This is a genomic window from Thermococcus sp. GR5 (assembly GCF_012027535.1).
GTDB lineage: Archaea > Methanobacteriota_B > Thermococci > Thermococcales > Thermococcaceae > Thermococcus > Thermococcus onnurineus.
In genome coordinates this window covers 56557-70705 of record NZ_SNUN01000005.1, presented here as the reverse complement: position 1 = coordinate 70705, position 14149 = coordinate 56557, and the positions used below count along the sequence as shown (strand labels likewise).

Genomic DNA, 14149 nt, shown 5'->3' with positions numbered 1-14149 from the left:
AGTGATAATAAAAAAGGTCACGGCAACCGGCCGACCTACTTACTTTTTATCCATCACCTCTTCAGGGTACGGATCCACATGAGCTTCGACCACGACTTTAGCCCAAACCTTGGCATTAGTAGCCACGTCCTTCTCTCCTTCAGTGGTGTAGATTTTAGTGGGCACCGAGAAGCCAACGCAATAAGTCCTTCCAACCTCCATCGCTGAGAAGCGGTTGAGGTAATATGTCTGATTGTCTCCCGTGAAGGTACCACCAAAAATAATTGCATGGGCTTTATCCTTGAAATAAAGCTCATAATCAAACAGATAATAGTTCACAGGGGTTTTATCCAGCTTCTTGGCCTCGATAGTCAGGCGCGTGTCAGGAACCACATAGTTAAAACAAGTGTATCTGATATGGCCGGGCTCAATGGTCAGGGTATGTCCGCTGATGAGGACCTCCTCCAGGACGACAGGATTGTAATCATAGTAATCAACAGCTATCTTCAAGGAATCATTGCCAAGGATCACTCCCCCATAAGCCGAGAGTTTATCCTTGAGCAATGAGATCTCATCATCGGCAGCCTGATACACCACCACGTTCAAGAATATTGACACTACCAAAAGTCCGACTAAAATTCCTGTAACCACTTTTCCCATTCCAGGGCCCTCCTCCGCTCTTTTTGACAAAGCAATACTCTTATTACGAGCACATATAAGAACGTTTCGCCTGCTACAACGACGAAAAAGCTTTTTGTCAAGAGGTATTTTCGCAAACCTTTTGAGCAGTACCACGAAAGCAAGGATATAAATTATATACTATGCCTACACTACTATATTTAGAGGTGGGACAATGGTTGAAAGCGTCCAAGTCATCATTCACCGCATTGAAAAAATCGAGAAAGAACTCGAAGAGCTCAAGCTAGAGCTCCTGAAACTCCAGGCCGAAAAGGAAGAAGCCGAAATAATCCCCGAGGAAGAATACCAGGACCTCATGAAAAAAGCCGAGCACCTAAAGAACAACCCCTCAGAAGGACTGAGCGCAGACGAGGCAATCCAAGAACTCCTGAGCTAAGGTGGGGGAAGTGTACAGAGTCATCGTGGACAAAAACGTCATCAAAAAAGCCAAAAAACACCTCAAGCCAGCCCAACGCAAGAAACTGGCCGAATTCATTGAAGCTCTGAAAACAAACCCCTACCCAAAGCCCCCCTACGACCTGAAACCAGTCAAAGGCGAGAAAACAGAGAAAACCAACACCTACCGTTTTAGAATTGGGGATTACAGAGTATTCTACACCGTTTATTGGGACGAGAAAATCATCATCGTGACGGACCTAAAGCCAAGAGAAACCGCATACAAGAGGTGAGTTAATGAGCCAAGAAAGCAAAGAAATCGTCGAACCACTAGCGAAGTTCCATGCGCAATTCCGGGGAAGGATGTGCAAAATTAAGCAGAAGATTTTTAATAATTCATTTACCAATTGAAGGATGTGAGGGAAATGCGAGACGAAGAATTACTAAGATCATTTCTTCAGAGCCTCCTCTCAGAGAACACCACAGTAGACGAAGATAAAGTAAACCAAATTCTCCAGTATATCCTAGACAAGAACATCCCACTGGAAGTGAAAGTGTTCAAGCCTCAGACCATTGGAGTAAAACGCCCTGATGAAGAGGTTATAAAAGAAATTGCAGAAAACGTAGGAATTCCTGATGAAGAAATAGATGCTTATCTCGGGCAAGCCATGAACAAGATAGCAAAGATAATTGGCTTAAAGCTGTATGAGAATAAAGAACCAGAAACAGAACTAGAAAAACAAATTATAAATAAATTCTATGATGAAGATCTAAAAACTAAATTTGCTCTGAAACTAAGTCCTATGATTCCTATATATGAAGGGTCCAAACTCGCAGAAGGCACCTTAAGAACAGAGGAGGGGCCAATTAAGTATTATGCGCTCCAGATCATTCATGACCGCACAGGCAATGGAGAACTGGAAAACTTCTTCATAGCTCTAACAAAGAAAGAACTAGTGGAATTAGCAAAGCTCCTACAGGAGGTGATTGAGGATGGCACAGAGAATTCATCCTGAAATAACCTTCAAAGATATCACTAAAACTTACCACTTCCCCACTCATGAATACACCTTTGTCGACGCAGTGCCTCAAGAAGAGAAATCCTTCTTTATATCAGTCTATCCTTATCTATTTGAACTCCAAATGGAAACACTAATGGAGGATTACTTCATTCAAACCCACTTAGAAGACTTCCAAGAATTCATGAAAAGAGCAACACCAATTTACCCACTTTTAGTTCTTGCAAACAAAATGCCCAAATGGATTTCACTCGACTTAGAGCCCCTCCTAAACTCCGAAATTCAACAAGTAGCAAAACGTTCACTATTAATTTACTGGATCCTAACCAAATTTGCAAAGGACCCCTCGATAATCCAACACACAAAAATCGAAATAACTGCAGGAAGGCCTAGTGAAGACATTGAGGAAGACTACCTCACACTCGTCATAAACGTAGATGGAACCCCACAATCCATAGAAGCATACAAGAAGATATTGTCAGAGTTCTATAAATACCCTGAAAAACTGAAGAATATTATGATATTCTTTAAAGTGGCCCCTCAAGAGTAGGGGGACGAAGAATGCAAACCTACCAATTTAGTCCAACCTCTTTTAAAGATCTCTGTGAGTACATCCATACCAACAGACCAATACCAAATAACCGTGAACTAATCGACGCAAAGAATAGAACCCTAGTTGGAAGGTTATATTACTACGTCCTTCTCAAACTAAGAGAAGACATCTGGCAAATCTTGCAGAACATATTTTACTCAGAACCAAGGGTCCTAAAAAAAGCCGAAAAACTTCTATTCCGCCGAAGTATACACTCATTCATTCCTCGCCTCTTAAAGGAGCTCGACCTGAACCAGCATTTAATAGATTTCATAAACCTACAAGCCTACAGACATGCCGCAGACTACTATATAGACCCCTCCAAATACACAATCCCCGATGAATATTCTGACATAGTTCAGCTTGAGATTAATGAAACAACATTCTCAGACTCCAGGATCTTTGATCCCACCTACAAAATTTTGCTCACAATACATGTTAACAACTTAGAATCTTCATACTCTTACAACCTTATTGATTCCCAAATAAGACAAAATAAAAAGAGAATAAAAGAATTTATATTGAACTACGAGAAAAAACAAAAAGAAAAAAAGGCTTAGAATTCTAGGAGCGCCACTACTTCTCCAGCCACCCGCAAAATGTTTTAATACTTTCCGGGCAATTTCTAAATTAGCTATTCGCTAATACTACCACGGAGGCCCACCAATGCCAGAAAACGCCAAAATCACCGAGCCACTGGCAAAGTTTCATAAGAGGTGTTGATTGTGGAGAAACAGTTACTTAGAATGTATATTTATGAACTGCATCTCCAAGCAAGATTTGCCCAATACGCATATAACCAAATGATAAGAAGTCTCTGTGGACTTCTTAACCTCTCACCTCAGGATGATTCTGCATTAAAAGAGACTCTACGGCTTGAGGTGTTTTATAATGCTCATTCATTTCTCACACATGTTGCAAACATTTCAAAGATACTCGCGCCTGATAAAGGTAGAAAGCGGAAAGAAATCTTAGAAGAACTAGGTCTGCTTGAGAAGGAATTAGAAATTCACAAGGCCCGACGCCTAAGGAACCATCTGGAGCACTATGATGAGAGGTTAGAGAAATGGTTCGGAGAATCAAAAGCTCACAACTATGCTGATATGAACATAATGCCAAGATCGGCTATCGTGGGAATTGACCCCAAAGATTTTCTTAGAAATCTCGATCCTGAAACACTTCATTTCATGTTTCAAGCAGAAGATTACGATCTACAGAAACTCAAAGCGGAAGTAGATTTAATCAAAGAAAGATGCGAAGCTTGGTTCTATAGAGAAGATACGAAATGGATAGCGAGGTAGAGCAATAAGTACCAAAGAAAGCATTTCTAATAAGACCTAGAATCTTGGAATTGTGTCATTTGCCATTTCTCTAAGAGTTATTCAGCACCTTCAAAACTACCTTTTATCTCCTGCTGAATAAGTGTAACTTTTTCCTCCATCTCTTTTAATTTTGAACTTAACTCATCCAAATCTTTGAACTTTTCAATGGACAAATTAGCGAGTTCAACAAGCTCTGGATCAATACCCTCCACGCCTTTAGAGAAGTCTGTGTTCTCAATCTTTGCTATTATCTTTTGAAACTCTTCAAGTTCATGGACGTATTTTTCTTCCAACTCCCTAAGTTTTCTCTGGACTTGCTCGAGCCTCATATTAAACTCTCTCCAGACAAAAAGTTCTTCGGCCAAAAGCAAATACATATGTAGCAGGATGGCTCTCTCCCGACCAAGAATTTCAATTCGGGCTTTTGTTTTGTTAATCCCCTGTTTTTGAACCTCTATTTTCTCCTGAACGGTTTCGATTTCGTTCCAGAGAATATTTGCAACTTCGACAGCCTTCTTTTTTATTTCTTGTAGTTCCTTGGGCTCATAGTCGTCACGAGCTTTTTTAATTCCCATTTTCTCGAGGATGCCAAGAATCTTCATATAAACCCACCCAATTCATTTTAGATTTTGAAAATTATAAACTTCCCTTACTACTAACTGAATGATATGAAGAAAGCCTTCAAGAATTTATAGAAAAATAAAGATCAAACATGACAATAGATCCTCACCATCGCTTTATCTCTAGGATTATATCCTGGCCTATTGCCCTCAAAGTGTTCGTCAGTCACTGTTAGACCGGATATTTCGGATATCCGGAATAGTTTCCATCCGACCGGCTTGCCTGACTCGCTATATCCCCCAATCTGATACGCTCTTAAGACTTCATTTCCTGCTGTGCTTACGCCATAGCAAAAGGGTTCTACTATGCGGATACCTCCTTTGTAATAAAACTTAATAATTCTCCTTGACCGTATTGCAGAACAAATAACGGGCTCCATTTTTCTCTCCTCCGGTTCTTAACAATAGCAGTTTATCACATAAAACTGTGACATTATTCCTTAAATAATTTACGTACGTAATTATTACTTTTGCTTTTCGTGTCATTATTTTACTCTTCTCACTTGACTTATTCAACAAAAGGACCTTTGCCTAAATAATGCCATTATTGGACAATTTGTCCGACATTTCCCTTTTCTATCCCCTTATCCCACAGGCAAACTTAGAAGCGCAAATTCGTCACTCCGGCAGATACTGCCAGGATAAGGTATATGTATTCCGGGCTTTGTTTTTATGGCAGATAAAACCAAACACCCTATTCTTGTAATCAGTTTTTATAATCCACTATACTAGGCCTGGAGGGTCCCAAAATGGGGAGGCCTTCGAAAGGAGAAATCTTTGTTAGACAGTTTGTTATGGGCTTTGGATTTCTTAGTGGACTTTTTGCAAGGCTAGGAGGGGATCCAGAATCAATAGCAATGAACTCAATATTTAAAGCGTTTGAGCCCCTTGTGCCCCACGCAGGAGGGTTTATGGTACTTTTTGGCATTATGTCACTTATAGAACCAGCTTCCAAGTTCTTGGCAGGGTATAAGGTTGGAGGTCTCCTCGGGATCATTGCAATATTCTTTGGGTTTTTAGCAGGGTATGCCATTATGCAAGGTGGTTCCCTATGGGTTGTACTCCTCATAATTGCTGCTACAATAGGATATTTCTCGCCATACGTGGACACCTAAAACTCAAAGAACATTCGTAGACGAGGGAAAAATAGTAGAAGTCGTGACTGGCTGACCCTTTCTCTTTTCAGCCGCCATTCTCAAATTTTCATTGTATCCAAAACTTCGAGAACATTTTCTAGTTTCTCTTTTATGCCTTTCAGAACATTAATCTTGGATTCTGGATCGCCCTCAATGAACGGTATGAGCGAGGTTATAAGTGAAACTGAACCTATTAATGAGTACCTCATATTTATCACTTGGAGACCTGTATAAGCTTCGTCCAGATGCTTGGTCTCTAACGATATTTTGTAGTGTAGCTCTGGATCTTGAGTTATGAGAGCTTCATAACAAACAGTCAAGAAGGGAGATATGTCTGTAGAACTCTTCTCTTGTAGGGATTGAATGCTCTCCTCCAATCTTCGAATATTCACTCTAATCTCTTCCTTTAGCGCTTCAATTAGACGTTTCCGGGCCTTCTTCCTGGAATACCAATGCTGAATGTGAACTCCTATTAGGGCTGTAATAGCACCGGAAAGAAGAGTGAGGAAAAAAGTTATCCATACCATATTGTCCATCACCTCACGGCAACCGGCAGGCATTAGCTCGTGTAATCCTCAAGCCAGTCAAGCATCTCTGAGGGGTTGCCTTCAAACATCTTCCTGGCGTCCCCATAAAAATCGATGTAGTACACTTCAACCTTGTCGAACGGAGAGCCAAGTCTGTCCATGTACTCGTCCCATGCTTCCCTCACAGGCTTTGCCTCGGCGGCATCGCTCCCGAAGAGGGAGTCCAAAATCGACTTCCCTGTCCAGTACGGTGATCCAGATGCGTCCAAAATGGCCAGCTTGCCACCCTTGACTGGTACCATCACAAAGAGGTGGCCCGAACCGCTCTCGCGGAAGCCCGCAACGAGAAGGACTGTATAATCGTGCCCATAAACATCTTTGAAGTACACCTTAACCATGGCTGCAAGGAGCGTGTTGATGTCGTCACAGTCACCATAGCCTTTCTCTATCGTCTCAGAAGGCAGCAAAAACACGTTCGGCGCAGTTCTTGGGTGGTATGAGCCGTACTTCAGCTCCTCTGGCGACGGTGGGAGTGGGACTGGCTGGTCCTGAGCATACTCCACATGATCCGCGACGTATTTGGTGAGGTCTGCCAGGGAATTGGCAGTATATTCTGGCTTAGAGACAGCGGCCAGCACGTGCGGCTTCAACGCGAGCTCTTGGTCAGATGTCAGCACGCTCTCCAGAAAGTCCTGAAGCACAAAATACTTCCTGGAGAATTCGTAGTATTTCTCATAGTTGGCTTCCATCGTTTGGTAGTCTTGGAGAGTGTATTGGAGAGAATTGTACTTGTTCCTCAGCTCGGCCAGCTCGTCCTCGAGCTCCTTGTTAACTTTCTCGAGAGTCGCTTCGTTCCGCTTGTGCATCTCAACAAGCGCTTGAAGCTTTGTGATGTTGTCCTTAAGCAAGGTTATATTTGTCCGAAGGGCTTTAATCTGAGCCTCATACTCATCCACATTCGAAGCTTTAGCTGACAACTCCTCATTAGAGGCAAACAGCACAACGTTTGCTCCAAGGGAAAGGATCAAAAGAATAACTAACACTACAGTAACACTTTTTCCCATCCTTGAATCCTCCTCTGCGTTTTTTAATCAACAAAACGACTTATTACCACCAGCTATTTTAACATTTCGCCGCCGCACGCTGGAAAACACCAGAATTTTGGATATCACCCAACGGTAGTTATTTAAATGCCTCAACACAAGAGTTTGATAGTCTTATTAAATAATCTATCATAATAACCATGTTTGCGGTGATACTTATGGAACGCCCAAAGATATGGATCCACATAGATGGGCGAAAAGTCGTCACAGATCACAAGGTTGAGGCATATACGTTTGGTAAGCTGTTAATCCAAATTCAAAAGCAAATAAACATCATAGCTGAAGCTCAATATGGTAAAAAGCTTAAACCAAAATTCAGACTCTTCCTCTCCAAGATACAAGAAGGGAGTGTGGAAGTAGCTCTGGAATTTGTTGGGGGTACCTTACCCGAGCTCCAGAGCAAAGTCGCTGAAACTCACTATGAGGTGTATGACGCGATTCAAGAAGAAGACGAGAAGGCTCTTGATGAGGTTATCAGGGAATCTTTAAAAGACCCCCTGTATGGTTACAGACTGCTCACATCTGTCGAAGAGGTGATACCTTCCTCTGATGATTACATTCTCGGCATAAGTAAAGACTTCCCTAAAAGAAAGATTAGACTCGGACCGAAACAGAGAGACTTCGTGCATAAAATGAAGTTAAAGTACTTACAGGAAGCCACCGTCGAAGTTGTTGGTATTATTACAGATCTTCACGGAAAAGATCCCCGTTATTTCATCATTGACACTACCGAGGGAGAACGCATCAAAGTATACATAACTCCCGAATTAGAACCACAAGTGAAAGAATATTATAAGGCAGTCCCCGTAAAGATCACAGGACTACTGGAGAAAACAGCCAAGAAGAGAGAAATAAGAGAACTCCTGAACATAATCCCCCAAAGGGAAGTTCCTCTCCAGAGAATAGGCAAGTTCAAGCTTAAACAGCCCATATTTGTGGAGTTTAGCTACGATATGGAAGACAACCTCTGGATTTTGAGGAATGAGCGGCTGGCTATTGAGGGGTACGGTAAAACCTACAAAGAAGCAATGAAGGACCTTGAAGATAGCCTTGAAGGGCTGATAATTGGCTTCCTAGCGTTTAAAGACGAAGACTTAGCAGAATCTGCAAGGAAAATAAAAGAAGAACTTTCCAAGTACCTTGACCTGAATGATCTCTCACACAAGTACAGACCGGTCGTCATAAAACCTCTTCCCGTAAAGGAGGAGTGACCAATGCCTATGAAACGCGACCATCTTGTCTCCACACTAACCAGCAAGGGCTTTCGGAAAGTAACGAACAGAGACCATGACTGGTTTTTCTTTACGGACCCATACACGGGAGAAGTATACACTCAAATAAGAACAAAAATCAGCAGGGGCAAAAAGTACAAAACACTGTCCGATGACCTTCTCCAGAAAATAAGGCGACAACTAAAGTTCGAAAACAAAAAACAATTCAATGACTACTTATCATGCACTTACACCCACGTAGACCACTACACCAGTCTAAAACGGAGGGGACTAATTTAGAGTATAGTAGACAAGGCCTATACGGAGGGTTCAAAAATATTGGTTGGGACACTAAGTTTGATTCTCTCGATAATAGCCATAATTGCCTCTTTTCCCGTATTATCCAAGATTGTTCTCTATCATTTTTATGTCCCTAAATTGGACGTCTTTTTCCCGCCAGCATTCTCGTATTCTGAAAAAGTCCTATTAAAACCTGAAGATATTGCTAATGGAAAGGTTATCAATATACGAAACAATGACAAGAGAGAGTTTATAATCCAAATAGAGTTCATTCTGGACAAGCCCTGGAAGCTAATAGATGATCGGAGGATCCTTGAGTCGGGATTAAAAAGCGGGTACCAACACAAGGCAGGATTTTACTTCAAAACAGAGACGTTTCAAATTCCTGGCAATAATTCAATCACAGGATTGCGCTTTCCATTCGAGATTAAGTTAGAAGAATGCTCTGTAGACATAATAATTTACCCAAAAGTTCACATGTCTGAGTTTGGACTACCGAGGTATTTTGGAGAATGCGATCTAAAACCTGTCAAAAAGCATTTTGAACTAACCCCTTTACAGTTCCAGAGAATCTAAAAAAGCGTGGTGAACGGTCTCACATTTAAATTACTATGGAATGTCTTGTAGATCCTGGAGAGAACAAGCTTTTGCTCTAAGCGTTCTTTGGCTTAGTGGAGTAATTGACTAAAAAGATTTTCCAAGAGGATATACAATATGGCAGTGCCTACTGCCGCAAGTATAGTCATTCCATACTTAAAGCTTCTAGGCCATTCTTCTACTGAATTTATAAGGTCTAGAGCTTCTTTTATTGTGGAGAATTGTTCAAAGGCTACGCGATCTCCCCCTTTTAGTAGGGTATAATACTTTTGAAGTAGGCTTTGTAGCTCTTGTAACTCTTTAGTTTTTGCAGCCTTGATTTTTTTATGATAGGTTATTAAGGGAAGAAAGCCAATATAAACAACAACTATGGTTAGGCTTCCTGCTGTTACTAAATAAGTAGAAATTGCCGCTTTAGTATTAGGATACTCAAGTAGTATTGGCATAAAAACACCGCATGAAAAAGTGAAGGGAGCCAATAGTAGAATAAACAAAATTTTGCCTAATTTCTCAAATCCAACCCCTTTACTAAAATCAATGTACAGAGCATATTTTTTGAGCAATTCATCAATCCCCATCACAATTGAAAATGGCACTGCTAATAAACCCCAAATTACCCAAAAGAGAATTAATGAGAGCATATATCCAAGAACTTTACTCAATGTTAATGCTCCTATTATGTAGGTGATATTATTCCAATTATCTATAAATCGGAGGATAACGATACCGCCGAGAGCATAGGCTTCATAGTGAGCTAACTGTTTCAGAATGTGTTTTTTGAACAGATGATCTAACACAGAAAAGTACTCTCTTAGATAAGTTTCAGAGAGTGAGATTGGGAATTCAACAAAAAAATTAAACTCCATAAATTTGTCAACTCCCATAGTCAAAAGAATAATAGAAACAAGGAATGTTGCTAGTATACCACTAATGATCTCATTTTCCTTGGTAATAGCGAAATAAATGATTAAACCAAAAAACAACCATTGAATTGGAAAAATTACTAATCTCTTTGATCTAATGTTAATATAGTATCTAGCCGATATTATTCTAAGAAACAGAGGCATTTTAAAGTATAAACTTTTACCCTTAGCATTTTTTAATTCATCCAACTCCTTAGGAACTAGTGCTAGAGTATATATTTCGCCACAGCTATTGCATCTATATTCTTTGCAATGAAGTTTATTTGCATCTCCCAATTTATCCCAATAGACCTTGGACTGTTTTATATTGCCCGGAAAAGTATAAACATTAAAGCTTTCTTCATAATTTTTTAAATCAATTTTTTGTAGCTTACCACAATACGGACAAATAGCAATCATAGACATCCCTCAAGTTGACTCTCCAATCCTATCCTCTCGCTCAACCTTAAATTTCTCGAATTCAGCCCATCGCTGGTTTGACTTATTAAAAACCAGCTTATCTAACTTGCTCTAACCAATTTTTATATATCCCTCCTCCTGACTCATGCGACCACTGCTCAAGATGTGACGTTATTCCTTAAATAAATTACGTACGTAATTATTGCCCTTGCCTCTCGTGTTCTAATTTTACTCTGCCCACGCGACTTCGACGTCAGAAGGACCTTAGCATCAACAATGTCGTTATTGGACAATTTGTCCGACATTTACCTTTTCTATGTCCTTATCCCACAGGCAAACTTAGAAGCGCAAATTCGTCACCCCGGCAAATACTACTAGGGTAAGGTATATGTATTCCAAGCTTCGTTTTTAGAATAGATAAAACCAATATTTCTTCTTGTAATCAGTTGTTCCTTAAAATGTACAGAAGTTTGGGGGGTGTAAGCCTTTGCCAAGAAGAAGGGGTAAAGGCTCGGGTTTTGAAAAAAGAGTGACAAGCAGGTATAGGAAGGGAGGATACAGGGTTAAACGAAATGTGGTAGGAAAACGGAATGGCAGGAGATATGAGATCGATGCAATAATAGAAAGAGGGAAAGAAAGGTACCCAACGGAAATTAAGGGTGGGAAACAGATTTTAACAGCTTCACAAATATTGGCCGTCTACAAGAAGCTTAGCTACAGAAAGGGCATACCAACACTCATTCTTGGGCCTAATGTTAAACTGACTAATCCTGCAAAGAAAATTGCTAAGGAGAAGGGATTGAGGATCAAACGGATAACTAGGTGAGGGAGTGTGGTTAGTATGGTATCGGAGTTTGATATGTATCCTTATGTCAAAGAACGTTTAAGAAAAAGATATCCTGCCTCAGAGGGCTGGATAATAAAACACAGAGAGAGAAGAGAGAACTATGAGCCAGATTTTGTAGTTGAACGACGAGTATCTGACGGGAAGATAGAACGGGTCATAGTGGAGGTTAAGGCTGTGTGTAAAGTAACTCAAGAGCACATTGATCAGATAAATAGATATGCAAGAAATCTCGCTGGATTGAATGTTAGGATTATAAAGAAAATTCTTGTAGTTCCCTCATATGCAGATACTTCTATTGTGCCCCCAGATATTGAGAAAATGTATCTAAGGAAATTTTATTGCGAGTAGCTAGGTATCTTCACTTTAATTTTTTAGCATGCCAAAAAAGTATAAGCCCTCTCAATCAAATTTATACATTAATCCCTTGCCCCACATGGAGATTAAACGCCATGATCTCAATAATAACCTTTAACATATTCGCAGTCTTCTTCATATATTTCCCTTGCTTCGAGTTTCTTCAATTCACGAAGAACGATCTCCTTGCTAGTGTTAAACTTAATGATAAGGCCATAAATCTCGTAGATATCACTTTTGAACTCTTCTAAGGCCTCTCTGATTAGTTTTTCTAATAGAGTTTCCAAGAGAACCTAAGCGGATTAAGTTAAGAGAGTAGGGAGTAGTTTTATTTTTAAACTTTTGTTCAATAAGTTAGATGGGGTTGTCCAATGGAAAGTTTTAGGATTGATCTGAGGATTCACAGGAAAGTGGCTAAAACATTTGGTATTGAAATTGATAAAGACACAAAAAAGCCCTTGAGGGATAGCAATGGTCAAATTCGTACTACTAAACCAAAAGTTCATCCTAATGCTCAGAAAAAATTTGTGGAGTTTTTAGATGCTATAGAACTTAATGGTAAAATAGATCCTGATGAGCTTTACAGGTTAGGTTTTGAGGTAATACCACTTGAGGAAGATCCTTATTTTGAATGGGCTTCACGGATAGTAAGAGACTTTTACTTTAAGATACGCCATGTTAATATTAACGAAGATGATTTTGTACTTGCCAGGGCAAAGTTAAATCAAAAGTATAGGGTTACATACTCTGTTGTTCGTGACAGATCTGTTATGATTATCTACGTGTTAATTGTGGACGGGGGTAAGAGAGAAGGATATTATAATAAGAAATGACTCAGAAAATATCTTCTTTACTTTTCCGCTAAAAGTGAAGTCATTCTGCTAATAATCCTTGCATATTCGATGGGTCCAACTTTCTCCTTAGGACGAGCATTCATTTTTGCCTTAAAAGCTTCCCAATCTAAATCAATTGTCCTATAGTCCTCAGTACGAGTATCCTGAACACGAGTTAGATATGATGGAAGTCCCCTAGTCATCGTTATCCCCCATTCAGGAATTGAGAGAAGTCGTATATAAATGTATTGATACAATAATTAGAAATCCCATTGAAACAGCTACTTAACGGTAAACCCTATAAGATAATAAGTACAATAAGGACATGAGTATGTCCATACAGGCAACCGTCCGGGAGGGAGAGGCTTGGCCGACCAGGATAACGCTAAAATCATCGAACCACTAGCGAAGTTTCATGCGAAAGTATATGTCAAAGGGCGAGTGAGAATTATAAGTAATGAGAGAGACTTTCTTGGGTTGTCGGATGGGGATATTGTCAAATTGATCATCAGAACCCTTGACGAGAACAAACGTCCGGTACACAGAGCATATTTTGAAGGTATGTTGGTTTCTGGAGGCAATGTTACTATTCCCAAAGAACTCATAAATAAGCTCGGAATTAAAAAAGGAGATGTTGTAGAAATCCTCCTGATTGGTTATCAGAAACTGCATGAGATAATACCCGAAGAACATTACCTCCTGCTCAGACAGTACAGTTCCGGAAAATTCAAACTCATTTCCGCTGATGAGGAAAAACACTTGCTCGAGAATATTACTCTTAATCTTTATTGAAGGCGGAATTATATATATCTATAATTCAATTCTCTGAAAGAAAGAAGAAGAGAGAAGAAAAGATATGTTTTAACCTCTCAGAGAGCCTGAATTTCAAAAAGTCAAATATGATATCATAAATTCATAGTGATTTTAATTATAAGTTGTAAAACGGACGAATTAATTATAGCTATAAATAAATAATCCTTCTGGCTTTCTTGGTGGAGCTCTACTGACATAATGAATGTATTGTTCTGTCCAAAAACTTTGTTCAACTGAATTCATCAGTTCACGAAAGGTTTTTATAGTTTTGAACAATAATTTTGTTCGAACAAAAATATTGTTCAAAGGTGATGTCCGGTGGGACGTGGAAGACCTCGCAAGCATGGGCCGGTTCGTAGGATCGGCTTCGAGTTGCCTTATGAGAAGTACCTGGAAATGGAAGAAGCTCGTGGGGACAAGCCTTGGGCCGAGTTCTTCATTGACCTGTTCGACTTTGCCAAGAAGCATGGTAGATTCTCGCAAGTTCAGGAGGTTTAACC

At 40.0% G+C, this 14149-nt stretch carries 19 protein-coding genes; 14 read left to right on the top strand and 5 right to left on the bottom strand.

Features of this window, described 5'->3' with window-relative positions; genetic code table 11:
- Positions 1-39: 39 nt before the first annotated feature.
- The gene (locus E3E33_RS06230) at positions 40-639 is read right to left on the bottom strand and encodes a hypothetical protein (RefSeq protein WP_167712110.1); all 600 of its coding nucleotides are present in this window, start codon (positions 637-639) and stop codon (positions 40-42) included.
- 193 nt (positions 640-832) lie between these two features.
- Between E3E33_RS06230 and E3E33_RS06225 the strand changes: the two genes are divergently transcribed.
- The 6 genes from E3E33_RS06225 (at position 833) to E3E33_RS06200 (ending at position 3965) form a co-directional block, all read left to right on the top strand.
- On the top strand, positions 833-1054 hold the full coding sequence (locus E3E33_RS06225) for a hypothetical protein (RefSeq protein WP_167712111.1): 222 nt from the start codon (positions 833-835) through the stop codon (positions 1052-1054).
- A 10-nt stretch (positions 1055-1064) separates the two neighbouring features.
- Complete coding sequence (locus tag E3E33_RS06220; RefSeq protein ID WP_167712112.1) at positions 1065-1346, top strand: type II toxin-antitoxin system RelE/ParE family toxin; 282 nt, start codon at positions 1065-1067, stop codon at positions 1344-1346.
- Positions 1347-1469: 123 nt separating this feature from the next.
- Complete coding sequence (locus E3E33_RS06215) at positions 1470-2069, top strand: hypothetical protein (RefSeq protein WP_167712113.1); 600 nt, start codon at positions 1470-1472, stop codon at positions 2067-2069.
- The gene (locus tag E3E33_RS06210) at positions 2047-2622 is read left to right on the top strand and encodes a hypothetical protein (RefSeq protein ID WP_167712114.1); all 576 of its coding nucleotides are present in this window, start codon (positions 2047-2049) and stop codon (positions 2620-2622) included. Before E3E33_RS06215 ends, E3E33_RS06210 begins: the two co-directional genes overlap by 23 nt.
- A gap of 11 nt (positions 2623-2633) precedes the next feature.
- Positions 2634-3224, top strand: a complete 591-nt coding sequence (locus E3E33_RS06205) for a hypothetical protein (protein WP_167712115.1) — start codon at positions 2634-2636, stop codon at positions 3222-3224.
- A 159-nt stretch (positions 3225-3383) separates the two neighbouring features.
- Positions 3384-3965, top strand: a complete 582-nt coding sequence (locus E3E33_RS06200) for a hypothetical protein (RefSeq protein ID WP_167712116.1) — start codon at positions 3384-3386, stop codon at positions 3963-3965.
- 77 nt (positions 3966-4042) lie between these two features.
- On the opposite strand, the gene E3E33_RS06195 is transcribed toward E3E33_RS06200, so the two are convergent.
- Positions 4043-4588 (bottom strand): hypothetical protein, encoded by a 546-nt coding sequence (locus E3E33_RS06195; protein ID WP_167712117.1) that lies wholly within the window; start codon positions 4586-4588, stop codon positions 4043-4045.
- Between the two features lie 767 nt (positions 4589-5355).
- Here E3E33_RS06195 and E3E33_RS06190 point away from each other — a divergent pair.
- Positions 5356-5721, top strand: coding sequence for a hypothetical protein (locus E3E33_RS06190; RefSeq protein WP_167712118.1), 366 nt, complete (start codon positions 5356-5358; stop codon positions 5719-5721).
- 80 nt (positions 5722-5801) lie between these two features.
- On the opposite strand, the gene E3E33_RS06185 is transcribed toward E3E33_RS06190, so the two are convergent.
- Both E3E33_RS06185 and E3E33_RS06180 read right to left on the bottom strand, forming a co-directional pair.
- The gene (locus E3E33_RS06185; RefSeq protein ID WP_167712119.1) at positions 5802-6278 is read right to left on the bottom strand and encodes a hypothetical protein; all 477 of its coding nucleotides are present in this window, start codon (positions 6276-6278) and stop codon (positions 5802-5804) included.
- A gap of 23 nt (positions 6279-6301) precedes the next feature.
- Positions 6302-7225 carry a hypothetical protein gene (locus tag E3E33_RS06180; RefSeq protein ID WP_167712120.1) on the bottom strand — a complete coding sequence of 308 codons (924 nt, stop codon included), beginning with the start codon at positions 7223-7225 and terminating at the stop codon, positions 6302-6304.
- A gap of 305 nt (positions 7226-7530) precedes the next feature.
- On the opposite strand from E3E33_RS06180, the gene E3E33_RS06175 reads away from it, so the two are divergent.
- A complete protein-coding gene (locus E3E33_RS06175; RefSeq protein ID WP_167712121.1) occupies positions 7531-8583 on the top strand; it encodes a hypothetical protein in 1053 nt (350 codons plus the stop codon).
- 357 nt (positions 8584-8940) lie between these two features.
- The gene (locus E3E33_RS06170; protein ID WP_167712122.1) at positions 8941-9459 is read left to right on the top strand and encodes a hypothetical protein; all 519 of its coding nucleotides are present in this window, start codon (positions 8941-8943) and stop codon (positions 9457-9459) included.
- A 92-nt stretch (positions 9460-9551) separates the two neighbouring features.
- Here E3E33_RS06170 and E3E33_RS06165 read toward each other — a convergent pair whose 3' ends face one another.
- On the bottom strand, positions 9552-10808 hold the full coding sequence (locus E3E33_RS06165; RefSeq protein ID WP_167712123.1) for a hypothetical protein: 1257 nt from the start codon (positions 10806-10808) through the stop codon (positions 9552-9554).
- 481 nt (positions 10809-11289) lie between these two features.
- On the opposite strand from E3E33_RS06165, the gene E3E33_RS06160 reads away from it, so the two are divergent.
- From E3E33_RS06160 to E3E33_RS06140, 5 genes are all read left to right on the top strand, one after another.
- Complete coding sequence (locus E3E33_RS06160) at positions 11290-11628, top strand: restriction endonuclease (RefSeq protein WP_167712124.1); 339 nt, start codon at positions 11290-11292, stop codon at positions 11626-11628.
- 6 nt (positions 11629-11634) lie between these two features.
- Entirely contained in the window at positions 11635-11997 is a 363-nt protein-coding gene (locus E3E33_RS06155) for a GxxExxY protein (RefSeq protein ID WP_167712125.1), read from the top strand.
- A gap of 377 nt (positions 11998-12374) precedes the next feature.
- Positions 12375-12836 (top strand): hypothetical protein, encoded by a 462-nt coding sequence (locus tag E3E33_RS06150; RefSeq protein WP_167712126.1) that lies wholly within the window; start codon positions 12375-12377, stop codon positions 12834-12836.
- Between the two features lie 366 nt (positions 12837-13202).
- Entirely contained in the window at positions 13203-13628 is a 426-nt protein-coding gene (locus E3E33_RS06145) for an AbrB/MazE/SpoVT family DNA-binding domain-containing protein (protein ID WP_167712127.1), read from the top strand.
- 339 nt (positions 13629-13967) lie between these two features.
- Entirely contained in the window at positions 13968-14147 is a 180-nt protein-coding gene (locus tag E3E33_RS06140; protein WP_167712128.1) for a hypothetical protein, read from the top strand.
- The last annotated feature ends 2 nt before the right edge of the window (positions 14148-14149 follow it).